Annotated in this window: 21 protein-coding genes; 8 read left to right on the top strand and 13 right to left on the bottom strand. The window is 35.4% G+C overall.

Annotated elements, in window-relative coordinates; translation table 11 throughout:
- The first annotated feature begins 218 nt into the window (after positions 1-218).
- Together A9C19_RS10060 and A9C19_RS10055 are read left to right on the top strand one after the other, a co-directional pair.
- Entirely contained in the window at positions 219-545 is a 327-nt protein-coding gene (locus A9C19_RS10060; RefSeq protein WP_072579821.1) for a hypothetical protein, read from the top strand.
- A gap of 295 nt (positions 546-840) precedes the next feature.
- A complete protein-coding gene (locus A9C19_RS10055) occupies positions 841-1,656 on the top strand; it encodes an SPL family radical SAM protein (RefSeq protein WP_072579820.1) in 816 nt (271 codons plus the stop codon).
- A gap of 162 nt (positions 1,657-1,818) precedes the next feature.
- Here A9C19_RS10055 and A9C19_RS10050 read toward each other — a convergent pair whose 3' ends face one another.
- On the bottom strand, positions 1,819-3,144 hold the full coding sequence (locus A9C19_RS10050; protein WP_072579819.1) for an NAD(P)-binding domain-containing protein: 1,326 nt from the start codon (positions 3,142-3,144) through the stop codon (positions 1,819-1,821).
- Positions 3,145-3,420: 276 nt separating this feature from the next.
- Here A9C19_RS10050 and A9C19_RS10045 point away from each other — a divergent pair, with 276 nt between their 5' ends.
- The gene (locus A9C19_RS10045; RefSeq protein ID WP_072579818.1) at positions 3,421-4,194 is read left to right on the top strand and encodes a class I SAM-dependent methyltransferase; all 774 of its coding nucleotides are present in this window, start codon (positions 3,421-3,423) and stop codon (positions 4,192-4,194) included.
- Positions 4,195-4,271: 77 nt separating this feature from the next.
- On the opposite strand, the gene A9C19_RS10040 is transcribed toward A9C19_RS10045, so the two are convergent.
- The 4 genes from A9C19_RS10040 to A9C19_RS10025 form a co-directional block, all read right to left on the bottom strand.
- The gene (locus A9C19_RS10040; RefSeq protein ID WP_072579817.1) at positions 4,272-5,144 is read right to left on the bottom strand and encodes a sulfite exporter TauE/SafE family protein; all 873 of its coding nucleotides are present in this window, start codon (positions 5,142-5,144) and stop codon (positions 4,272-4,274) included.
- A 736-nt stretch (positions 5,145-5,880) separates the two neighbouring features.
- The gene (locus A9C19_RS10035) at positions 5,881-6,444 is read right to left on the bottom strand and encodes a nucleotidyltransferase family protein (protein ID WP_072579816.1); all 564 of its coding nucleotides are present in this window, start codon (positions 6,442-6,444) and stop codon (positions 5,881-5,883) included.
- Between the two features lie 22 nt (positions 6,445-6,466).
- Positions 6,467-6,670 carry a hypothetical protein gene (locus A9C19_RS10030; protein WP_072579815.1) on the bottom strand — a complete coding sequence of 68 codons (204 nt, stop codon included), beginning with the start codon at positions 6,668-6,670 and terminating at the stop codon, positions 6,467-6,469.
- A gap of 51 nt (positions 6,671-6,721) precedes the next feature.
- Entirely contained in the window at positions 6,722-7,171 is a 450-nt protein-coding gene (locus tag A9C19_RS10025; RefSeq protein ID WP_072579814.1) for a GNAT family N-acetyltransferase, read from the bottom strand.
- 300 nt (positions 7,172-7,471) lie between these two features.
- Here A9C19_RS10025 and A9C19_RS10020 point away from each other — a divergent pair, with 300 nt between their 5' ends.
- The 3 genes from A9C19_RS10020 to A9C19_RS21485 all read left to right on the top strand — a co-directional run bounded on the left by A9C19_RS10020 (position 7,472) and on the right by A9C19_RS21485 (position 9,520).
- The gene (locus tag A9C19_RS10020; protein ID WP_158515083.1) at positions 7,472-8,338 is read left to right on the top strand and encodes a cupin domain-containing protein; all 867 of its coding nucleotides are present in this window, start codon (positions 7,472-7,474) and stop codon (positions 8,336-8,338) included.
- Positions 8,339-8,619: 281 nt separating this feature from the next.
- Positions 8,620-8,766: a BH0509 family protein gene (locus tag A9C19_RS21490; protein WP_145925789.1), complete on the top strand. Its 147-nt coding sequence runs from the start codon at positions 8,620-8,622 to the stop codon at positions 8,764-8,766.
- A 607-nt stretch (positions 8,767-9,373) separates the two neighbouring features.
- Entirely contained in the window at positions 9,374-9,520 is a 147-nt protein-coding gene (locus A9C19_RS21485) for a BH0509 family protein (RefSeq protein ID WP_145925788.1), read from the top strand.
- A gap of 289 nt (positions 9,521-9,809) precedes the next feature.
- Here A9C19_RS21485 and A9C19_RS10015 read toward each other — a convergent pair whose 3' ends face one another.
- On the bottom strand, positions 9,810-10,010 hold the full coding sequence (locus A9C19_RS10015; protein WP_072579812.1) for a cold-shock protein: 201 nt from the start codon (positions 10,008-10,010) through the stop codon (positions 9,810-9,812).
- Between the two features lie 466 nt (positions 10,011-10,476).
- Here A9C19_RS10015 and A9C19_RS10010 point away from each other — a divergent pair, with 466 nt between their 5' ends.
- Positions 10,477-13,431, top strand: coding sequence for a UvrD-helicase domain-containing protein (locus A9C19_RS10010; RefSeq protein ID WP_072579811.1), 2,955 nt, complete (start codon positions 10,477-10,479; stop codon positions 13,429-13,431).
- A 106-nt stretch (positions 13,432-13,537) separates the two neighbouring features.
- Here A9C19_RS10010 and A9C19_RS10005 read toward each other — a convergent pair whose 3' ends face one another.
- The 3 genes from A9C19_RS10005 to A9C19_RS09995 form a co-directional block, all read right to left on the bottom strand.
- The gene (locus A9C19_RS10005; RefSeq protein WP_083584348.1) at positions 13,538-14,503 is read right to left on the bottom strand and encodes a tyrosine-type recombinase/integrase; all 966 of its coding nucleotides are present in this window, start codon (positions 14,501-14,503) and stop codon (positions 13,538-13,540) included.
- A 302-nt stretch (positions 14,504-14,805) separates the two neighbouring features.
- Positions 14,806-15,288 carry a hypothetical protein gene (locus tag A9C19_RS10000; RefSeq protein ID WP_072579810.1) on the bottom strand — a complete coding sequence of 161 codons (483 nt, stop codon included), beginning with the start codon at positions 15,286-15,288 and terminating at the stop codon, positions 14,806-14,808.
- On the bottom strand, positions 15,288-15,494 hold the full coding sequence (locus A9C19_RS09995) for a helix-turn-helix transcriptional regulator (RefSeq protein WP_072579809.1): 207 nt from the start codon (positions 15,492-15,494) through the stop codon (positions 15,288-15,290). The genes A9C19_RS10000 and A9C19_RS09995 overlap by 1 nt, the downstream gene beginning before the upstream one ends.
- A gap of 259 nt (positions 15,495-15,753) precedes the next feature.
- Here A9C19_RS09995 and A9C19_RS09990 point away from each other — a divergent pair, with 259 nt between their 5' ends.
- Positions 15,754-16,038 carry a hypothetical protein gene (locus tag A9C19_RS09990; protein ID WP_072579808.1) on the top strand — a complete coding sequence of 95 codons (285 nt, stop codon included), beginning with the start codon at positions 15,754-15,756 and terminating at the stop codon, positions 16,036-16,038.
- A 110-nt stretch (positions 16,039-16,148) separates the two neighbouring features.
- Here A9C19_RS09990 and A9C19_RS09985 read toward each other — a convergent pair whose 3' ends face one another.
- The 4 genes from A9C19_RS09985 to A9C19_RS09970 form a co-directional block, all read right to left on the bottom strand.
- The gene (locus A9C19_RS09985) at positions 16,149-16,943 is read right to left on the bottom strand and encodes a cytochrome c oxidase assembly protein (protein WP_072579807.1); all 795 of its coding nucleotides are present in this window, start codon (positions 16,941-16,943) and stop codon (positions 16,149-16,151) included.
- A complete protein-coding gene (locus A9C19_RS09980; RefSeq protein ID WP_072579806.1) occupies positions 16,921-17,421 on the bottom strand; it encodes a DUF2243 domain-containing protein in 501 nt (166 codons plus the stop codon). Before A9C19_RS09980 ends, A9C19_RS09985 begins: the two co-directional genes overlap by 23 nt.
- A 246-nt stretch (positions 17,422-17,667) precedes the next feature.
- Positions 17,668-20,889 (bottom strand): amidase family protein, encoded by a 3,222-nt coding sequence (locus tag A9C19_RS09975; protein WP_072579805.1) that lies wholly within the window; start codon positions 20,887-20,889, stop codon positions 17,668-17,670.
- An 841-nt stretch (positions 20,890-21,730) separates the two neighbouring features.
- On the bottom strand, positions 21,731-22,717 hold the full coding sequence (locus A9C19_RS09970; protein ID WP_072579804.1) for an HNH endonuclease: 987 nt from the start codon (positions 22,715-22,717) through the stop codon (positions 21,731-21,733).
- Positions 22,718-22,736: the final 19 nt, after the last annotated feature.

The following is a 22,736-nucleotide window of genomic DNA, read 5'->3' as shown; positions in this document are numbered from 1 at the left end:
TACTTTATTCCTTTATTTTTTGTCTCAGTTAAACGTAGTTGATGATTTCCGTGAGCATCTCGTAGACATTCATTTATTGTAAAGTCGACCGTCTTCTACCATCCAACAAATCACCATTAAACTGTTGCAGCCTAATTTACACTACATGAATGATCGTAATTTGTTAAAATATGTTATATAGTGAGTATATGAAGTCATTTTAATCAAGGAGGGAAAAAATGTTGACGACACTACCTAATTGGTTTTGGGCCGCCTATTATCTGTTTCTCTTGGTGACATTAGGGACCGCTGTATTCCATGTTGTGAACAAGAAACGAATGCGTTTGTCTATATTAATCATTGTATTAATTTTTACAGTTCCAATTAGTAGTATGATTAACAGCATAGGTAGAGAAGTAGGTATGAATGAAGTTCAACATTTTTTTAGTCAATTGCAACAGGGGGCAGCTTGGACGATTTTTACAATAATAGGTTATCTCTCTTTCATTATATGGTGGGGATTCATTCTGTTTGAAAGAAATGACAAAGCAATAATATCAGATTAATATCTTTAGAGACCCTGATAGTAAGGGCTTTTAATATACCATATGTAAAGATGTGTATGGTAAGGTGTTCAAGGGGTGAAACTCTAGCTTAGATATGTTGAAATGCCTAGTTGGCTCTAGGTTCTCATGTCATTAGTTACTTGACTCATGTGCTATTTTGCTCCGTGTTTTATCATTAGATGATAAAACCACTCTTTGTTTTGAACTAAGTGAGAACGGGAATTCTATCAAAGAAGACGAAAACATCTAGAGATAAAATGTCTTAGTGTAAGTTTTGGGAGGTGTAGACCCCACGATGAAGGTTGAATATTTAACAAAATATCCTAAATCTATTTTAAATAAAGGAAATGGCTATCTATCTCATTATACTCATTCTTTAAACCCATATACTGGTTGTGTTTTTGCTTGCTCCTATTGTTATGTAAGAAGGATGCCTGTCTCCCTCTTCAGAGATGGTGAGTGGGGAAAATGGGTAGATATTAAGAAAAATGCAGAAGAGCTTTTTATGAAAGAATATAAAAGAGCTAAAGCAAAAGGTCCGGTTTCAATTTTTATGTCTTCAAGTACGGATCCCTATCAGCCTATAGAGTCGAAAGAAAAGATTACTAGGAGTTTGTTAGAGATTATGAGTGAAGATCCTCCTGATTTTTTATTTGTTCAAACGAGATCTCCTTTAGTGACGAGAGATATTGACTTATTTTCTACTTTAAGAAATATAAGAGTTAGTGTAACGATTGAAACTGATATAGAAGAGATGAAAGAAGCTTTCACACCAAAAGCACCCTCTATCTCATCTAGATTACAAGCATTAAAAGTACTAACTGAAGCACAAATACCTACTCAAGCTGCTATAGCCCCTGTTCTTCCGAGTTCAGAATCGTTTGGCGAGTTATTAGCTGAGGTTACCTCACGAGTTTGTCTTGATGACTACTTTATGGGTGATGGATCAAATGGCAAAAGAACGAAAAGCTTAAAAATTCCTTCAATGTATGAAAATTTAGATATAGAGGAATGGTATTCACCAGATGCCTATAAGAAGGTTTATGAAAACCTACTCCATTCCTTTACTGAGGGTCAAATTTTAATTAGTAAACAAGGTTTTGCTCCTTAATCTTAGCATGCTTCAATTTGTGAAAAGTAGTTACCCTAGCTTTAGAAAAGAGCCAAATATAAAAACCCGAACGATTATGGAAGATATTCATACATATCACCAGATGTTCGGGTTTCACAATGACTGAAATCCTATAGACTTATTTCTAATGCCAATAATTTGTCACTTGCAGCACGAGTTATTCTTTTGATTAATTACGTCTATTTCACAGCCAGTACTTTTAAGCGTTGATTCAATTCCAGAGCTGCAAACCCCAGTTTTAGGAAGGTCTAAAAATATTTTCTTTGCGCTTTCTAGATCTCCCGTTAAATAATCTACAATAGATCGAACCTGTTCATATCCTGTAGCAAGTAAAAAGGTGGGGGCTCTTCCGTAGCTTTTCATTCCGACAATATAGAAATTTTTCTCAGGGTGGCGAAGCTCTTGTTCACCATGAGGTCTTACTGTTCCACAGCTATGGATATTGGGATCGATTAACGGTGCTAGTGATTTCACACTTTCAACGGCTGGATCAAGTTCAATTCTGATTTCATCTAGGAACGTACGATCTGGTCTAAATCCTGTATTTACAATTAACTCATCAATGTCATGTAGAACGACCTCTTTTGAATTCCATTCACCTGAGACAGAAATTTTCTCCCCCTCTTTTTTGAGCTCGCGTATAGAAAAAGGTGTTAATACCGTAAGTTGATTCGTTTCTACTAATTTTTTCATCTTCTTTCCAAGCTCACCACGTGCTTCTAATTCATCAGTTTCAAGACCTCCGTAGGCTTCATCCACCTTTTGTTTTCTTAAGACCCAATATAGCTTAGTTTGCGGAAATTGTTTTTTTAGCTGAGCTAAGTATAGGATCGAATTGATGGCGGAATGTCCGCTACCAACGACCATTATTGTTTTGTTTTTATATCGATCTTCTTCTTGAACAATATCTGGTATTCCATAATGAATTTGTTCTATTAATTCTTGCTCTTTCTTCGTCCAAATTCCATTAGATAAAGATGGATTCGGACTTTGCCATGTCCCTGTTGCATCAATTACTGCCTTTGCTTCGAATACTTTTTGTTCACCTTTCACATCTACATAAATTTCAAAAGGGGAATTTTCTCTTTTTACAGTTTTTAGTTTATTGAGTCCTTTCTTCGCAATACCCTCGACTTTTGCATGTAACAGAATGTTCTTTTTCAGTTCTGTGATAGTACTTAGTGGAAGAAGATATTTTTCCACTAAGTCTTTTCCTGTGGGTAAACTAGATTCATTAGGAGCTACCCAGCCTGTTTTTTCAAGTAAGCGTCTTGATGCTTTATCAAGATTATATTTCCAGGTTGAAAACATTCTTACATGGCCCCATTCAAGGATGTTGGAACCGATTGAACTCCCTGCTTCAAAAAGAATAAATGGTTCTTCTTTTAGTGTAAGATGAGCAGCGGCAGCTAGCCCTATTGGTCCTCCCCCAATAATTGCAACGGGTAGTGTGTGTTGGTTTTTCATGAAAAGTTCCTCCTATTTACTGTTGGTTTTAAATCAAGATAAATTGATTTAAAGAACAAAAAAAGAAAAAGACATTGAAGTGATTACATCAATTTTATTTGATGTAATTAGTGTATCAGCTGTTGTGCATAAACTCAATTACAAAATCAATTTTTTTTGATTAATAGGTGAAATTTGAATGTTCCTTTTTTATTCATTCCTACCCTTCCTTTATAAAATTTAACCATTTATTTGATTAATCATGAAGCTATATAATGAGTTATGGGGGGATGACAAATGATATCTAGTCGTAGACAAGGAAAGTGGGACGCAACCTTATATGATGAGAAACACGCTTTTATATCAGAATTTGGAAACCAATTAATTGAATTGTTAGCACCTAAAAAAGGGGAAAAGATTCTCGATCTTGGTTGTGGCACTGGTGATTTAGCTCATACATTAAGTGAGCAACAAGTAAATGTTGTAGGAGTAGATCAGTCTAAGAGTATGATATCAAAAGCTCAAATAAAGTATCCACATATTCCATTCATCGTGAAGGATGCACTAAAATTAGAGGACAAAAATGAATTCGATGCCGTATTTTCTAATGCTACTCTTCACTGGATTAAAGCACCTGAATTAGCTCTGGATCGAATTTATTGCTCGCTTAAACAAGGTGGTAGATTTGTTGCAGAATTTGGTGGTAAAGGAAATGTTCGTATCATAACTGATGAAGTAATTCGTCAAATTGAACGTCTTGGAGTAGATTTCAATGACAATCACTATCCATGGTATTTTCCTAGTATAGGTGAATATACGACAATAATGGAAAAAGTAGGCTTTCGAGTTACATATGCTGAACATTTCGATCGATTTACAGCTTTGGAAAATGAAAATGGATTGAGAAATTGGCTTAAAATGTTTGGCTCCAGTTTGTTTCATGGAATCAATGAAGATGAAAAAGAACTCATTGTCGCAGAGGTCGAGAAGAAGCTGAGACCAATTTTATATAAGAATGGAAAATGGTTTGCGGATTATAAAAGAATTAGAGTAATTGGACTAAAAGAATAGAAATATGGCTGCCTTGTTGATGTATACTTTTAGTTAACAAAAGGCAGCCTTTTGTGTTAAGTAAATTTCTTAACGTTTTATTCTTTAACTAAATTACTTAACTTACTATTCTTTCGGATACTGAAGGTAATTCCAACAAGCCAAAAAATGAAAAGGAGAATATAGATGGCAATTTTAGTATTAGTTGAAACCCCGATAGTACCAAGTACTGTATGAAGATTGGTTAGAATAATAAACCCTCCCACCACAACACCTAAGAGGTAAGCTGGAATAATCCGTACGAGCCAGGCTGCTATAGGAGCAGCGATGACACCTCCAATAACGAACGCAGCTACCCATACATAATTAAATTGCTCCCATCCTAAAAAGAGAATGAACCCTAATGTCGCAGCGGTCGTTACAGCAAATTCACTAGTATCAACAGTTCCTATGACTTTACTTGGTATCGCTCCTTTTCTTGACAATAAGGCTGGTGTATTTATTGGACCCCATCCCCCACCACCTACAGCATCGAAAAATCCAGCAATCAATCCTAATGGTAGTAAAAACCATGATGAGGTAGTTGTCTTTTCCTGATTTGGATTCCATTTGAATAAAAATCGACATAATATATAAATTCCCATGATTAGTAAAAAGATCGATATATAAGGCTTAATGAGATTTCCTGGTAGACTACTTAAAAAGGCTGCCCCTATAAAAGCACTTATGGCACCTGGAATCATCAAGGTTACCACCATTTTTTTATCAACATTCCCAAATTTATAGTGTGAGATCCCTGATGCAGCGGTGGTAGCTATTTCAGACATATGGATGGAAGCAGATGCTACAGCTGGTGCTACTCCAAACGCTAATAATAGTGAAGTGGAAGTTAGTCCATATGCCATTCCAAGTGCCCCATCAATTAATTGAGCAAAAAAACCGACAATCGCAAAAATGATAAGTCTTCTCAAAATTTTTCCTCCGATCAACCATATTTTTATTAATCATATGAGTATAGTCGGAATTACAGCTGGATTAATCGGTTCCCTTCTTAATCTTGATGGATTATTCAGAGTATTTACATATGATTAATTGTATTTTAGTTGCTTGGATTCAAAATGTCTACAAAAATGTGAATAAAGAAAAAATTTTATATTTATATTCTGATATCCAACTGTTTCTACAGAAAGGTCTTCTTATAATAAACGGTCAAACTCAATCATTTTTTTAAAAAACGAACGATTATCGTTTGAAACGCTTTAGATATAGTTTTTCCGAGATATTAGGTTGATTCGTTTTTAGAGCTTCCTTTTTTGTGCATAACTACTTGCTTTTTGCTATATTTGAATTGATTTCCCTCGTACCATCCTTTTCACTAGTAAGTGTTCCGTCGATGTCAAAAAATACAATTTTATAATTCATCTGATCTCTCTTTCACATCACTATGATTATCATGCTTTTTTGTATATGTTGGAATGAGTAAAGTAGGTACCAAAAATAAAGATCGTATAAGAACTCCATTTCATTTCATTTCATTATAAAATTCCGAAGGTTTAAAGAATAGTACATTTATACACATGAATGAAGCACCAAGGAATAAGATAAGAATTCCAACAGTTTTTTTACTCATTATCTATGCTTCCTTTCCAAAAATGGATGAGTCGAATTTATTGAGTGCATTTACTCGTTCCTACCTTCTTTAAATCTTTAAGTGTGAAGCACTTTCACTTTATTCCAGACAGATTCCCAACGTTTCAGTGTAACCCTTGTTTTATAGAATTCCATTCTTTCTTGTGTTTCCAGAAAGTGAGGAGTAGGCTTCACATTAAACTCGACTACATCCTCAAATCCCCATGGTGCCGTTAATACTAGCTCCCTTTTATTATCAAGCTTTACACCTAATGCAGTTGCTGTTTCTGGAAATTTTGAGATTGCATCCTCAGAAGATGTGTATGGAGGTATCTTGTTTTTCAGATGCATACGTGCTTCATTTTTAACAGACCAAGGTATATCTGGCATTATCGTATATAATTTCTCTTCATAAATTTTTTCACGCTCTTCTTCTAAAATCAAAGGGTCATAGTAAATCACATCAACATCTGATAGCGGAGTTCTCTCGTTAAAGCCGTGCAAGGTATCCCAAATTTTCGAGAAAACAAAGCCAGCACAAATCCACCAATCTGGAAGATTGAGTGTTTGTGCAGCCTTTAAGACGTTCATCATCCATTCATCATTTTCGATCATTCTTTTTATGTCTTGTTCCATCATCATTTCTCCCAATAAGGTAGTAAGTTTAAAACGGATCGACTCTCTTTTCATGTCCAAGTAAGACAAAGTAGTCCAGGAATTCTTTTTCGTTTACTGAAATTCTGCTTACTAAGTCTTTTGTACGAAACACAAATTCTTTCACCCCGATAAATTCTGACTCGGCAATTAAGTAGAAATGTGTGCCCCTCTTATAGTTTCGAAACGGTTTTTTTAGCTTGTAGATTTTCATATGTATTTTTCTTCCTATCACCTGGTGATTTTATTCTCGTTGTGCCATACGTTACGTTATGTTGTACTCTAAATAATCATCCTTCTCTTGAAAGCCGAATTTTTTATAAACAGGCTTACCCATCTCGGATGCGGCTAAAAAGATTGATGAGACACCTGCCTGTTCTACTTCATGAACTAATTTTAATAGTAGTTGTTTTGCAAGGCCTTTCCCCCGATAAGGCTCGCTTGTATACATATTTGCGATATACGCTTTTTTGCCTGATTTATTTGAATAGCTTGGTGGAAAGTCAAAGAATAGTACGGCTCCACAGGCAATAATCATCTCTTGGTCTACAACAAGCCATTCGACGAGCGAGCCGTCACTTAATTTATTATGAAAAAAATCAAAGAGCTCTGAATCAATTGGAATGGTGGGTTCAATCCCTTCGTCTATAAGCTGCTTTTTTCGGCATTCTACTAATTCTTGTATATCAGCTATTGTTGCTTTTCTAAAATTCATTTTGTAATCACTCCTGTTAGGTAAGGTAGCAGCTCATGTCCTTCTAGCATAGATCGGTATTATATGTGAATGTTGTCTAGATAGTTGAAACATAACTTGAATAGTAATTCAGTTTTTAAAAGTGTCTGAGTATACTCACTTTACAGTTCCTTCCTATTTTAGCATATTGTTTTCAACCTTTCCTTACATTTTTCAGCAGATTAAATTTGTGAAAATACAAAATAAAAAAAGGCATTATATGTACCTTCTTTCCCAATAGGCATATGATAATCTGTAAATTTATTGAAGGGAATGATCGAAGTGTATCATGTGAATCATTTTTCTGGCTATCAAAGAAATGGGACGGATCAGGACGCAGCAGATGTAATCATGTCGAAACTCAATCAAACGGCATCTAAGCTTGAACTTTATTATCAATTAGCTCGTGTAGCACCTTCTAGCTCAGCAAATGCAGACCTATTACAAGTAATGGAAGAAAAAAATGCCTCCTTGATTCGTTGGTGTCAAATGTATCGTTCTTTAACTGGTAATGAGCCAACTTACCATGTTCAAGAAATACCTTTTCAGGGATATGTTGAAGGTTTACAAAAAGCCTATCAATTTGAAATAGATGCTATTCAAGAATATCGGTATTCCTCAGACAGCCTCAATCAACCAATGTTACAACCCCTACTATTAGCAGAAAGAGCGAGTGAGGAACAAATTGCAACGCAGCTTCATAAATTAATTGAAAATCGTGCGAATAAAAAAGATTATGGGTCAAATCCATATGTAGTGGATATCAATAAAGCGACAAAAGAAAACGATACATTTCGTACAGCTATTTGGACAGGTAATAATCTTCAAGTAACACTTATGAGTATTAAGCCAGGGGATGATATTGGTCTTGAAATTCATCCAACTATCGACCAGTTTATTCGCCTAGAAAAAGGTCAAGGACTCGTTGAAATGGGAAAACGAAAGAATCAGCTTACCTACAAGAAAAAAGTAAAGGACGATTATGCAATTATGGTTCCAGCAGGTACTTGGCATAATGTGACGAATACAGGAAAGGTTCCGATGAAATTATATGCGATCTATGCTCCACCAGAGCACCCATTTGGAACCGTTCATATGACAAAGGCCGACGCAATGGCTGCAGAAAGATATTTGAGCCATCGAAATTGAGTACGGTGAAAGCTTATTCGTCGTTTTGAGTTCATGTCCCTTTACTAGTGAGACCTAATTTAGAGGGTTTTTTTCGTAAAGATTGATGTAAACTAACACTCTATTCGGCTAACTTAATTCCTCCTGCCTTTTAACCTCTTTTATCTATTAATTTTAACTAAATCATCTAATAATGATATTGGTTTCATCTCAAAATGAGATATATAATAAGGGTAAGAAAGAAAGGGAACATTTACTGGTTGACAGAACCTGCATGTTTCACCTTTTAAGGAGGATTAAAAATGAGCCAACTAGCAAGAGAAACAAAAGTGAAAGATTTATTAGCGAAGCAAAAATTTAATGAACAACAAATCTCAGAAATGTCTGATCCACAAATTGAATACTTTCACTGGCTCTATTTCGAAGATTCTATATACGATTATATGTAAGCTCATATTGGATGATTATTATAAAAACAACAGCACTTGTCACAGGATGAGTGCTGTTTTATTTGCTATTGGAGGTAGTGTATCCAAGTAACGAAAAGACAATTATTTGGGCGGCTGATTTCTTTGCCACTTTACCTCCAAAGAAAAATTGCGTAAATCTCCCTATATAAACGTGTTTAATATGAATTACCTGATTACAAGTAAACTCCTATATAGTGGTTGATGTATAGATAGTTGCTCTTTTTGAAAAAATCTAAGCGCCTAATTCTCCCTTTGGGTAAAAGGTCATTTTTTTCTTCCCTAGAATTGCGTGCGTGTGGATAATGACTATATTCTTGAAATTATCTCAAATTAAGAAAAGAGTCTTTTATTAAAGAGGTTCTCCCTCTTTATATATCTACCTAATAAAGTGTAGAAGACCCGTTAAAATTTCCAATTCATTATAGATCAGCTGATTAAGAACTTTTGTCTATTAGTTTCTTACAAATCATCTCAAAATGATATTGGTTTTATATCGAATTGAGATATATAATAAGAGTAAGAAATAAAAGAAAACGTTTACAAAGTAAATAACACTTGTAAACTCACATAATAAGGAGGATTTCAAATGAGCCAATCAGCTAGAGAATCTAAAGTGAGAGACTTATTAGACAAACATAAATTCAATGAAAATCAAATTGCAGAAATGTCAGATCCGCAGATTGAATACTTTCACTGGCTCTATTTTGAAGATTCTGTATACGACTATATGTAAGGGGTAAATTTACTATAAAGAAGGACAGCACTTATGGGGATGGGTGCTGTTTTTGTTTTTTAGAGCACGTACAAACTAGCAGTTGATGGACTTTTATGTCACTGTATGAAATAGGAAAGAAATTTTGTATAAGTTTCATTAGGTGTTTTGACAAACATGTGGTATGATTTGATTAACCATTTTAATACCTGTTACATGTTTTTCAGAGGCTGGCATTGTCAGTCTCTTTTTTTTGTGGAAAAAACGCAAGACAAAATAAAAAGGACCCTACTAGAGGGTCCTCGCATAATTATGCTTTGTTTACGTTTGTAGCTTGAGGTCCACGTTGACCTTGCTCAACGTCGAAAGTTACTTTTTGACCTTCGTCTAAAGATTTAAATCCTTCGCCTTGGATAGCTGAGAAATGTACGAATACGTCGTCTCCACCTTCAACTTCGATGAATCCGAAACCTTTTTCTGCGTTAAACCATTTTACTGTACCTTGTTGCATAATTTGTATCCTCCTGTGTGGGTAACCCACGTTTTATTACTATCATTGCTCAAGTTAGATATCAAAGGCGAAAAGTTTAAACACTTATTCTTTCCTTACTCACCGAACAAAAATAATTCTTCTTAACAATAACAGATAAAATCTATAATTGCAAATTTTTTCAGGGAAAAGTTTAAAAAAATTTTCGTTGCCCTTCTTTCTCATTTACTATTACGTTGAAATTGTATCAGTTTGTAGCCTATAAATAACTCGGTTATTTGTATGTTTTTGTCGTTTATTTAAATTTCACGGCTAACTAAGTCGTATAAATGTGTGAGAAAAAGGTCGAAAACTTTTGCTAAGGATCTTCATTCAATCCGTATTTCAACCTAAAACAGAATCATTTCCCCTCCCGTTTATTTCCTTATATGGTAAAATGATTTTTAGGATAAATTTATTATATTAGAATCGGATAGGAATTTTACACATGTTATCTTCTATATTACGTTATTTTCATAAGTCTAAATCCAAAAAGCAACTCAAAGAAATTGAAGCTAGAGTAGTTGAACTCCATGCTATCTTTAGAAAGCTAGAGAAAGAAATTGAAAGCCTCTCTGCTCAACGACTTCTTATTACAAATGAACAAATCAATGTAGTAAAGCACTATATTGCATTAATTTTAGACTTGAATTTCCCTTTAGTTAGAAAAGTAGTTACACACCAATCATTGTTCGAGAAGGACTTGGCAAGACTGGAAGAAATGGTTCTTCATATGCAGAAAAAGACACAAACTATTTTACAAAGCTTACCTGCTATACAAGAAAGCAATCATTTACAAATGAAAACAGTAAAAAACTCAATTGAATCTTTTAAAAAACAGGTTGTGACTTATCGAAAAGGATATTTCACTGCCTCTAAGACCGCAAATATTAGATCAACCTATAAAGCAATATATGAATTTCTTGAACCGGTAAAACAAGACACTCACCTAAGTACCGACATAAAAGGCTTTCTTCATTATTATGAAACCCTTGATGATTCTGTAAAAAAATGGAACGATATATTTGTTAAAAAAGAGCTCTCGTTATATGATAAATTATTTAATAACATTGACGGGAAGTCACTTGATCAACAGCAGCGCACAGCGATCGTAACGGATGAGGATCACAATTTGGTGCTTGCGGGAGCTGGTAGTGGAAAAACACTAACGATTTCAGGAAAGGTGAAATATTTAGTTGAAACAAAGCAAGTGATGCCTGAGGAGATCTTGCTCCTATCTTTTACAAAAAAAGCAGCAGATGAAATGCATGAAAGAATTTCTAAAAGACTTGGTTTAAATGTGACCGTCCATACGTTTCATAAATTAGGTCTTGACATTCTTTCTAAAAACAGAAAGGATAAGCCGGATGTACTACAAAGTATGACTAGTATACTTGATGAATATTTTCATAAAGAAATTTATCATCACAAGTCATTGATCCAAAAGCTAATGATCTTCTTCGGCTATTATTTGAACATCCCTAAGGATATGGATGAGTTTGATGATTTGGGTGAGTATCATGAGCATTATCGTAATGTTGATTTTGAAACACTTAAAGGAAAAAAAGAAAAAATGGACCGTTACTTTACGAAACAAACGAATCAGCTAAAGGAGCAGTATACAACTTATAGTGGTGAAACGGTGAAAAGTATGGAGGAATTCATGATAGCAAATTTCCTATTTTTAAATGGAATTGCCTATCAATATGAGCAGCCCTACCCTTTTCATGTAGAAAATCAAGAATATCGTCAATATCGCCCTGATTTTTATTTACCTGAATATGACTTGTATCTTGAGCACTTTGGTATTAATGAGAAGTTCAAGGCTCCATGGCTTTCTAAGTTTGAGGAAGAAAAGTATGTTAAAGGCATCAGTTGGAAAAGAGAAACACACAAAAAGTACGGGACGACTTTACTTGAGACGTATTCTTACTATAACAAACAGGGCGTTTTGTTAGAAAAATTAGAGGATCAGTTAAAAAAGCATTCAGTAAAATTTAAGAAAATTAATTACTATGAGTTATTTACTTCAATCTATGATCAGACGAATGATCACTACTTTACTGAATTTAAGAAATTGATTGCAACATTTTTAAATTTATTCAAATCTAATGGATTCGATGAGTTAGCGTTTAAAAAGTTCGAAACCGAGACAAAAGAGTTGCGTCAGCCTTTTTTGGAAAAAAGAGCTAGTCTTTTCTTTCAGATTGTAAAACCAATTTATCTATTTTATCAGGAATATTTAAAGGAACATAAGCTCGTTGATTTTCACGATATGATTAATGATGCAACAGCGCTAGTGAAAGAGCAAAAGATGTCGTTTCCTTATAAATATATCATCATTGACGAATATCAAGATATTTCAAAAAGTCGCTTTTTATTAATTAAGGCGATTCACGAAAGGACGAAGGCTAAGATTATGTGTGTCGGGGATGATTGGCAGTCAATCTATCGATTTGCTGGAAGTGACATCCAGTTGTTCACAAAGTTTGGTGAAAACTTCGGTCAGTATGAACTTCTTAAAATCGAAAAAACGTACCGTAATTCCCAGGAACTAATTAATCTTGCAGGTAACTTCGTTATGAAGAATCCTTCTCAATTTAAGAAGAGTTTAACATCAGATAAAAGCATAGGTGAGCCTATACGCATAATTGGGTACAAGCGAGATATAGTCGACTCCCTCTACCAAGCAATTGATGAAATTGTTAAAACAGCTGGTGAAAGTACAACAGTGATGCTCCTTGGTCGAAATAACTTTGATATTAAGCGGCTAATGGGAGAGCCCTCTTTCAAGATACGAGAAAACCGTTATGATGGAACTAAACAGGTCATGTACCAAAAATACCCTAATCTAAAAATAACCTTTTTAACGGCCCATCGATCTAAGGGGCTTGAAGCTGAAAATGTAATTATCTTAAACGGACAAAATAGTTCCACCGGATTTCCAAATAAGCTATCTGATGACCCTCTTCTCTCTTGGGTCTTAACTGATCATGAAAATTACTGGTTTGCAGAAGAAAGACGATTATTCTATGTAGCCTTAACACGTACAAAAAACACAACCTATATTCTAGCACCAGAGCAAAAACAATCAACATTCGTTAAAGAACTAAGAACACAATACAACATCTCTTATGAAACAAACGAAAAAACTGTATTGGACAGTCCTAGCTGTCCAAGGTGCAAATCAGGCCACCTTATCATCAGACAAAAAGATGGTAGTCGCTCCCCATTCTTAGGGTGTACAAATTTCCCTGGATGTGACTATACCACTAAATATGTCGAAGTTTTACAAGACCCGAAGAGGTGTCCTTTGTGTGAAGGATATATGGTAAAACGACAGGGTCAATATGGTGAGTTTTATGGCTGTAGTGCTTATCCTAAGTGTGAGGGGAAGGAGTAAGTTTGTCTCCATTTTATATTTAGTATGATAAGACAACAATGAAGGATGACCCGAATAATGGTTCATCCTTCATACATTTCTTTTATTATTATTCTTTATCACCAATTTAGAACACATCAATCTCCATTTCATCCATTACCTTTTGTTTTGCAGCATCAGTAACATGTGTATATCTTTGTGTAGTATTAAGATTGGAATGACCTAATAATTCTTGTACCGTTCTAATATCATATCCTTGTTGGATAAGGATTGTCGCAAAGGAATGTCGCAATTTATGACTTGAAAGCTTCTTCTCTTTCCATTCTTCATACTCACCTTGTTTATAAAGACTCTTACAGATGCTTTCAGTGATCGACTGGATTCTTCTAACAGACAATCTCTTTCCGAATCGACTTAAAAATAATGCGTCTTTATGACCTTCCAACCCATATTCTCGATGATGATCTATATATTCTGTGATTACGTGATATAAGTCTTTTGGTAACGGAATATACCTCGTTTTGTTGCCTTTACCACGTACTATAATCCCTCTTTGCGTATGATTAATACTCGACTTATTTAACAAATGTACTTCATCCACACGAAGACCACAAAAAGCCATTAAGCCAATAATCACTTTATTTCGCTTAACATACATTTTTTTACTGACTTTATTAATTTGATCAAAAAATACTTTTAACTCATCTTTCTCCAGGTATGTAGGCAAGGGATTTTTTTGCTCTTTTGCTCTCTCAATACCATCAGTAGGATTAAACGTTACCAATTCATATTCAATTAAGCATTTATAAAAGGCACGAATAGCCATTAACCTGTAATTTCTTGTACCTGCAGAATTTCCTTTTTTATTTTTTAAGTAATTCAGGAATAAGGTTATGTCCATTTTCCGTATCTCCTCAAGAGACTTTGGATTTTCCGTTTTCCTATTAACATAAGATAAAAATAACCGAACATCCCTTAAATAATTTTTCATAGTGTGAACCGAATAATCTTTATTATCCATATGTGTTTCGAATATCAATAACTCTTCTTCGTACCATTCTTCTATTTCCTCTACCATTATGACCAGACTCAATTTTAACTCTCCAATCTATCGTAAAACGAACACTTGAACATGACGTATTATGAATATAATACGCCATAACCGCGATATGCGTAAAGTAGTAAAATGAATGATGAGTTGAAGAGCTATGGTATCTATTTATTCAAAAAAAAAAAGAAGGTCGCAAATGGCCTTCTTTTAACACGGTATAGGTACTCTTAGTTTATTACTTGAATCGACATGTTGAGATTAATACTAAACCAATCTTTTAGACTATTCTTTTTTAAAACAATGATTACTTCTTCATTCTAGTCTACATTAATATAAATCCTGTTTTAAGCATCATTGCTTCTTTCAGGAGTTAATGCCTTTATGAATCCGAAAACATTTGGTGGGATACTGGCTAGTAGAAACCACCAATTGCCAGTAGATATTGATAAGATGGTAAATATAATAAATGACACGAGCACTATAGTAACGCCAAATTTAACTCTAGAAGGTTTCAAAGGCTCTGTCATATTCATATTAATAGAAAGAATCACGCCTGTGATACCCCAGCTTGCAATATGAACAATCATGATTATTCCTAGTACCATCGCTGCTCTTAGTTCAATTCCAAAAACAACGAGTGAAAAGAGAATATAGATTGCAGCGAGAGTGAAAAACCAAGAAATTGATCGAGCCTTTTGCCAAATATGATCATGTAGTTCATCTAATCCACGCTGCTTTTTAGCCATACGTCGACCGAACCACCAGGCTAACAATCCAAAAGTTGCTCCTCCATATAAACCGATCATTCCGCCTATTTGTAGTCCCATTATTCCTCTCCCCTTTCTTCCATAATAAAGACGTCTTCAATAATGCATTCGAAAGCCTTTGAGATGTTGTATGCTAGCTCGAGTGATGGCTTATATTTTCCAGATTCAATGGCTATAATCGATTGCCTCGAGACACCTACCTGTTTAGCTAAATCCTCTTGCGTCAGCTTCTTAGCTTTGCGCATCTCTTTCATTCTGTTTTTCATCGTCTTCTTACCTCCGACCACTTTTGTAAAGTGAGCTTTACAATTGGTTGTAAGTAAAGTGTACTTTACATTATATAAAATGTCAATCGTACTTTACATTTTTTTGTACATCTTAAAGGATGATGGAACGTAAAGTAAATAAACGTAAACTTATTTTGTTGAAACTTCGGTAAAAGCAATGAATAAACCCCTTTATGGGATTTTATGTTAAAATAAAGGAATGAACTGTAGATTAATCTATTAAGAGAGGAATGGTATAATGCCTTTTTTACTAGGGTATGGAATTCCTATTTTCGGAGTATTTTTAGCGTATAAGCTAACAAAGGGGAAAAATATAAAAAGACAATACATTGTCTGGGGAATTATTCTTATGTTAGCTATATCACCTTTCTTATCCTTTGCAATTGGTTTAACCTATGCGTTAATCGTACAAAATGGGTGGGCTGGTTTGATTATGGTGTATATATTCCCTGTTCTTTTTTTAGTTGGACTCATCTTGTTATTAGTTGGTCTCTTTAAAAAAGAACCAACAGATCCCTATTAAATTAATTTCATAGGGAGTGTTGGTTCTGCTAAAAAGAATAATGAGAGGGACGAGCTGTTCATTTTTATCAGAAGCCTTCCTATCTTTAAAGCTTTTGAATTTGACTCCTTTTAGCTATGTAAGACTGCGTTTGATGCATCAGTTTTATGTGTAGATTTAAACCATTGATAGCAAAAAATAATGATTAGAAATAAATCGATGCCATCTCCACCATAGTACATCAGCATTCCGCCTATTTCTGCTTGTGAACTCGGAACACCTTGTGGTGGGTGGGCATAAATATACTTTGATAAAATTCCATGGGCTCCCAAGGCGATAATGAAAATGATTGAACGATAGAGGAAGCTCGTCCGATGTGCAACTGGATCAATATAGATGATCGATATTGTAAAAAGATATCCTGCTAGAAATACATGAATATGTATAAATATATAAAGATAGAGATTCTCGTGCATTTGTGCGTATAAGTCCGTTGTGTAGAGTAACCAAAGACCTCCGATATTTAAAATCGATGCAGGCAACGGATGACTAACGATCCGAAAAAAATTATTTTTCAACATTTTTGTACACCGTCGTGCTGATTTCACAGAAAGAGCTCTTAAAAAAAGCGTCATCGGTGCAGAAAGTGCAATAAGTAGAGGTCCTAACATCCCAAGGAATAAATGGGCTAGCATATGCATGCTAAAATCCACATGCGCTCTGTCAGCAACCGGTCCGACTACTGTAAGAGATACAAATAGAATGCCTACTACCCAGGATAATGTTCGCAATGTCGACCATTTTTTATACATACGATTGGATAAACGAACACCTATTATATAGAGAATAACCATACATACAAAAAAAGTAATGAGGAAGTAATCTGATAAACTATAGCTAGCACTATGAATGTGATTGTGACCCACTAAGCATTTCCTCCCCTTTTGGTAATTGCTTTCTTGTTCGAACTATGAGAATCACCCCCACAATAATAAGTGCTGCAGCAGTTATATTCCACGCTAAGTCGTATGGCAAAATCTCAACATCATAACGAATTTGATGAATTCTCATGAGCTTATGTTGAATAATCCCATCATACAAGTTAAAGCCTCCTCCTCCGAGAAGAACTCCACCCATCCATCTCGCAAGCCAAAAACCTTGTTTTCGGCGAAGATCTGCAAACATAAATGCTGAAAAAACTGTCGCAAACCAACTAAAGGCATGGAATAGACCATCTGAAACTAGTCCAATATCAGTTGTAGATCTATCATAAAAGTGATGCCAATGTAATAATTGATGAAAAACAGTCTCGTCAATGAAAGCTGCAAAACCTAGTCCAAATAAAAAGCCACCCCATAAATTGCGATTGCTGAAAGCATACGTTTGTGATTGGTTTTTACTCATTCTTATCCATTCCCCTCCTACTGTTCCTATATCATTATTTCCATTAACTCATGACTTTTAAACCATTATTCCTTTTCAAACCATACTAGACAGAAGCACAATCGCCTTGATCAGTCCCGTTAAGCATACCTTGAGGTTTTCAGGTGCTGGTGCTAGATGTGAAGTGCTTTACTAGAAGCGATGCTTGTAATCGATTCCTAAGAAACAAAAAGACAGCCATAAAGGCTGCCTTTCACTTTTATCTCCTTACATATTTACTTTCCGTCTACGTACAATGAGTAAAACAATTCCCGTTGCGATGGTGATAGCCCCGATCATCAACCAATTGAACACGCTTGTCGCAGTATTTGGTAGATTATGATTGGACTTATCATTGTTAGTAGTATTATTTGTTTCGTTCGTATTTTCATCATCTTGTTCATTTTCATTGGTAGACTGATCATTGTTGGAATCTGTTTCATCATCTGTAGTGCCTGATTCATCTTCTGTAGGTGTCGTTTCTTCTATTTCAACAAACACTCCGTATGACGAGAAGTGCGGAACATCTAGAGTGATTGTTTCTTCTTCTTCGTTTACTTCGCCGCCTTTATGTTCCCATTCATTTGATGTTTCGTTAAAGTAGTAGATTGCTAGTTGTTCTGTATCAGCCCCCTGATTATAACCTAATGTTAGTGTGTAACCATTAGTAGGAGGAGTTGAACCTTCTGGAAATTCGAATGTGACATTTAGTACTTCACCTGCAACTTCTAATCCGTCATGATCAGTGGCATCTTCTTTTATAATGGTTACTTTTGACCCTTCTGGTAAGTCAGCTGGCATTGTAATTTTTGCTTTTGTTCCTGTAATGGTATAGGTTTGGTTAGCTACTACAACCATTTGTTCGCCAAGTGTTAGTTCTGTGTTAGCCTCTGGCGTATCTGTTCCCGGGTTATCTGGATCTGGATTGTCTGTGTCTGGATTGTCCGTGTCTGGATCTTCTGTATCAGGATTACCCGTATCTGGATCTTCTGGGTCTGGATTATCTGTTGCCATGACCTCTAATGCAGGAGCAAAAGATGTGAATTGTTGGCCATTGGCTTGTTGTTCAAGTGCATAGCCCATCCCTAAAATATTTGCATCATCCCATGCTCTACCAACTAGTTGCATTGAAATAGAGTACCCATGAGGATTAGTACCTACCGGAACCAATACAGTTGGTAGACCTACGTTAGAAGTTAATACACCGGTTCCTCTATCTGCGCTCAATTGGTAAATAGAGCTGTCATTATTATACATATCACTTAGGAAACCTGCATAAACAATCGCATCAACATTGTTATCATCCATCCATTGTTTGATTCGTTCTTTGTATTCGGTACGGTAATTTAACCATGCATCAACTTCTTCACTAGTCATTCTTGTTGCGTCTTCATCCTCATGGTTGTAAGGTAAGACGTTTTCATCCTTTAAAATGTCACTTCCTTTAGCAAAAGGAAAGCTAGAATGAAGTTCGATATAACGCGCCCAACCTTCTTCTGTTTTGTCTCCCTTCACACTATCAGGTCTACTTGGTGGATCTGGCATCTCTACCATCGTTGCTCCTGCTGCCTCAAGGTCAGTAAAGTGATCCATCACTGCTTGCCCTGTTCCATCATTTGCAAAACCAGAGACAAATGAACTTGGGATATATCCGATTCGTTTACCTTGTAAGGCGCTTTTATCAAGAGAAACTGTCCAATCAGCTGGTCGATGTTCATCAGCTTCCTCAGTAAGCATGTCTTTTGCATCCGTTCCTGTTGTTGCATTTAGTAAATAGGCAAGGTCTGTCACAGTTCTAGCCATAGGACCTGCATAATCCTGTCCCCAATTTAATGGCATGACACCGTGAACACTTGCCATTCCATCAGTCCCACGGAACATGGTAATGCTAGCTCCATTTGCTGGTGCATAAAGAGAAACGCCGGTTTGGCTACCTAATGCTGCAGCGGTCATGCTAAGGGCTACAGAAACAGATGAGCCTCCACTTGAACCATAAGAAGTCTTGGAAGGATATAAGGCATTCCAAACTTGACCGAATCCACTGTCACTTTGACTTCCTGAGAATGCAAACTCAGATAGATTAGTCTTACCAATTATGACAGCGCCAGCTTCGCGCAGGAGATTAACTTGGTGTGCATCCGTTGCAGGTTGCCAATCCTTTAATGCGAGGCTTCCACCTGTGTTCGGCATGTCTTTCGTATCAAAAATATCTTTAATAGCAATTGGAATTCCTAAGAGTGAGCCTGTTTGGCCATTAGAACGTGCTTCATCGGCTGCCTTTGCTTGTTCAATTGCATTCTCAGCAACTGTTATAAAGGCATTGAAGCCAAACTGACCATTGTCATAAGCAGCAATTCTGTCTAGGTAGGCACGTGTGATTTCTTCTGAGGTTGTAACGCCTACTTCCATATCCGTTTGAAGTTCAGCGATTGTTTTATTCACAACATCATAGTTCGACGTCGTGTAGAATTCTTCTTTAGTTGGGGGTTCTGGATAATCAAGTGTAATAGATTCAGAGAATGTATCTGGATTGTATTCTGGTAAAGTAGTAATGTCCCAGTTTTCTAATGAATAAATTTCTTCTGTTGTTAAACCAGTGAAGTCAGGCTCTGTTGCAAGATTATCAAGCTTTTCTTCAGTGGATGGAATCGCTGTTAAACCTTGCGTATCACCAACCAATAAGAATCTTGCTAATGATTCAGATTCTCCAGGTTCAATTGTCAACGTATGAATGTACCCATAGAAATTTGATTCATGTCCCTCTGTTACATACGGTGTTTCAAAAGGATTTCGTTCTTGGTTACCAACCTTCGTCAATGCACCTTCAAATGGTGCTGGTGTACCAATGACAACTCCTACAGGGCGCTCATCGTCTTTCGGAGTGGCAGCAATTGTCCATTCATCTGCTGGAGTGATGACTTTATCACCATCAGAAGTAGTTTGGATCGCACCATGTTCATCACCTGTACCATATCCGAGTGCACCACCAAACGAAACTTCAACAACAACTGTCTCATCGGTTGTATTGGTAAAACTATCAAAGAATCTTGTCCAGCTTTCTGACCTATCCATCTTAATTTCACGAGTAATATGTACTCCGCCTAGGTCTACTGCTTGGGTTGTTTCAAACGTGTCAATTCCATCATAGGTTAGTCCGAATCCCCGCATCATTTGATCATTAAAAAGGGGCTCAGGAGTTGAAGAAACACGAACAAATATGTTACCAAAACCATGGATAGGAGATTCACTTACAGTTCGAAAACTCCCGGTATCTAGACTAGGACGAACAGTATCATGTATTCTCCAACTAGCCCCGTTATCAGATTTCAGATTAGTAGCTGAAACCAAACTAGTTGGTAGGATGACACTCCCTATTAGTAACAGAATGATCATTGAAACAGATAAAATAACCCTTTTTTGATTGATAAAAGTATTCATAGAATTAGACAAGTGAATAAATCCTCCTTTTTTTATATACACTTTACACTTTGGTGTTACTATTACTCACCTCCTATGTTATGTTTGTTAACACTGCTTGAATATAGCATTATAGTACTAGATTTGACAAACAACCGAGAGCATAATGTAAACGCATATATCCATACATACCTCTTCAATAATCATTTTATCTACCTAAACCTAAATTATTTGATTTTTTAGAAAATTGTAATATTATGACTATTTTTAGAAGCTTTTTACTTTTATACGTCTTTTTTCATATCAATTTGGACCTATTTCCAATCTATTTAAGAGCAATCATTGTTAGAAGGAATAAAGAAGTAATATAGAAAAAGTTAGTTCCCTCTATCCTAAAACTACATCTGAACATACTCTTTTAAAATAGAGGGATTGCTGAAGAGCCGGAGTTATAAGTTAAATCTACTTACAAAGGACTGGAATTCGGTTTGGGAGTCACATAATGGGAAGGTCCAAAGGCTGCTTCACTACAAGTATGTAAATACTACATACATTAATGGGAGACTTTGTATTTATTGATAAAGAAGAGCAGCAAGAAAACAATAGCGGAATAGTAATGAAGGTTATTGAGAGGAAAAGGCTTTATTGAAAGTGCCCGTTTGGTGAAAGAAAAGTTACTAAAGAATACCGGTTTGAACTCAATATTTGTAATGGATGTGCAACTGATCAATTTGGTGTGGGGTATTCATTTTTAACATAAGGTAAGAACAAACTAGAATTTGTATTAAGTTATTTAATTCGACCCCGGTGGTCGGGGTCGAAAGTATTCTGCAAAAATCGTAATTTTAAAGGGGATATATATCTATAATGCCTTCTATGGAATCCAAACTGAATCAAAGCCATTCTTAATTGAATAATCATAGAGCATAATAATCTTTTCTGACCTATAATTATTCATTAAAATAGTAATTGAGGTATTCTCTTTTACATCATTTAGGACTTGATTCCTATCAATAATATAATCTAAATAATTTCTCGTTGGTAGCTTATCACTCTTAGAACTATTACATGTATTACAAGCTAATACAAGATTCCATATATGATCAGACTGAACGAATGACCAAGGAATAAAATGATCTACGTGTGTTTCTCTCTTGTTATCAGTTAATTTCTTACCACAATAGAAGCATTCAGCTTTAAAATACGTTAAAAGTACTTTCTCAAAGGGTTTTAATGAAGATCGTTTTGCTATGCTCTCCACTTTACCTAAAAGGTAATTGATACTAGGTACCTCGTTTAATTGTTCAACCATGGCAGCCATGTGATAGTTTGTAAGATTGACAAGTAACCTTTGGTAATTTAACATAAAACTATGAACCGAAGGATTTAGTCTTAATGTTTCCTTCTTATGATCAAATGCATAAAAACTCCCTCTTGTATCTCCATATAGTGCGCCAAATACATTTATTTTCATTGTTGATTTCACTTTACCTACTAGCTTTATTTGTATTGCTTCATCTAATTTATCGAACACCATTTCAGATGGTATACCACTTTTTAGTTGTCCTTCTTTAATAATGGAAACAACTCTAGCCGTTTGTCCGCTGTTCTGGTTTAACAGGTTATGGTGAACAACTAAATTCCAATAAATCTTAGTAAATGAGTAAGCTAGTTGATCATAAGTTAACTCAAAATCTTCATTTATTTGATACAAATTTTCAATTAATGCTTTGATTAGAGCATATTTATAAGTTGAAGATTTTACTGACTTGTTTGATAAAATGATCGTAAAAATTCTCCATATCTCTTCATCGGTTAAGTACATTTCTCTTAACTCACCGACTTTTAGTTTATGACCCAACTTTCTTTCTCCCTTCACC

The sequence above is a fragment of the Bacillus weihaiensis genome (genome assembly GCF_001889165.1).
Classification (GTDB): domain Bacteria; phylum Bacillota; class Bacilli; order Bacillales; family Bacillaceae; genus Metabacillus; species Metabacillus weihaiensis.
This window is presented reverse-complemented; position numbering and strand designations above follow the sequence as displayed.

What these genes read in the sequence shown, in the direction of transcription:
- A9C19_RS10030 (WP_072579815.1), bottom strand. Translation starts at nt 6,670, where the DNA reads ATGAAAATCTACAAGCTAAAAAAACCGTTTCGAAACTATAAGAGGGGC.
- A9C19_RS21485 (WP_145925788.1), top strand. Translation starts at nt 9,374, where the DNA reads ATGAGCCAATCAGCTAGAGAATCTAAAGTGAGAGACTTATTAGACAAA.
- A9C19_RS10050 (WP_072579819.1), bottom strand. Translation starts at nt 3,144, where the DNA reads ATGAAAAACCAACACACACTACCCGTTGCAATTATTGGGGGAGGACCA.
- A9C19_RS10035 (WP_072579816.1), bottom strand. Translation starts at nt 6,444, where the DNA reads ATGATGATGGAACAAGACATAAAAAGAATGATCGAAAATGATGAATGG.
- A9C19_RS10060 (WP_072579821.1), top strand. Translation starts at nt 219, where the DNA reads ATGTTGACGACACTACCTAATTGGTTTTGGGCCGCCTATTATCTGTTT.
- A9C19_RS10055 (WP_072579820.1), top strand. Translation starts at nt 841, where the DNA reads ATGAAGGTTGAATATTTAACAAAATATCCTAAATCTATTTTAAATAAA.
- A9C19_RS10045 (WP_072579818.1), top strand. Translation starts at nt 3,421, where the DNA reads ATGATATCTAGTCGTAGACAAGGAAAGTGGGACGCAACCTTATATGAT.
- A9C19_RS10025 (WP_072579814.1), bottom strand. Translation starts at nt 7,171, where the DNA reads ATGAATTTTAGAAAAGCAACAATAGCTGATATACAAGAATTAGTAGAA.
- A9C19_RS09995 (WP_072579809.1), bottom strand. Translation starts at nt 15,494, where the DNA reads ATGAAAAACAGAATGAAAGAGATGCGCAAAGCTAAGAAGCTGACGCAA.
- A9C19_RS09980 (WP_072579806.1), bottom strand. Translation starts at nt 17,421, where the DNA reads ATGAGTAAAAACCAATCACAAACGTATGCTTTCAGCAATCGCAATTTA.
- A9C19_RS10010 (WP_072579811.1), top strand. Translation starts at nt 10,477, where the DNA reads ATGTTATCTTCTATATTACGTTATTTTCATAAGTCTAAATCCAAAAAG.
- A9C19_RS09990 (WP_072579808.1), top strand. Translation starts at nt 15,754, where the DNA reads ATGCCTTTTTTACTAGGGTATGGAATTCCTATTTTCGGAGTATTTTTA.
- A9C19_RS10015 (WP_072579812.1), bottom strand. Translation starts at nt 10,010, where the DNA reads ATGCAACAAGGTACAGTAAAATGGTTTAACGCAGAAAAAGGTTTCGGA.
- A9C19_RS10000 (WP_072579810.1), bottom strand. Translation starts at nt 15,288, where the DNA reads ATGGGACTACAAATAGGCGGAATGATCGGTTTATATGGAGGAGCAACT.
- A9C19_RS21490 (WP_145925789.1), top strand. Translation starts at nt 8,620, where the DNA reads ATGAGCCAACTAGCAAGAGAAACAAAAGTGAAAGATTTATTAGCGAAG.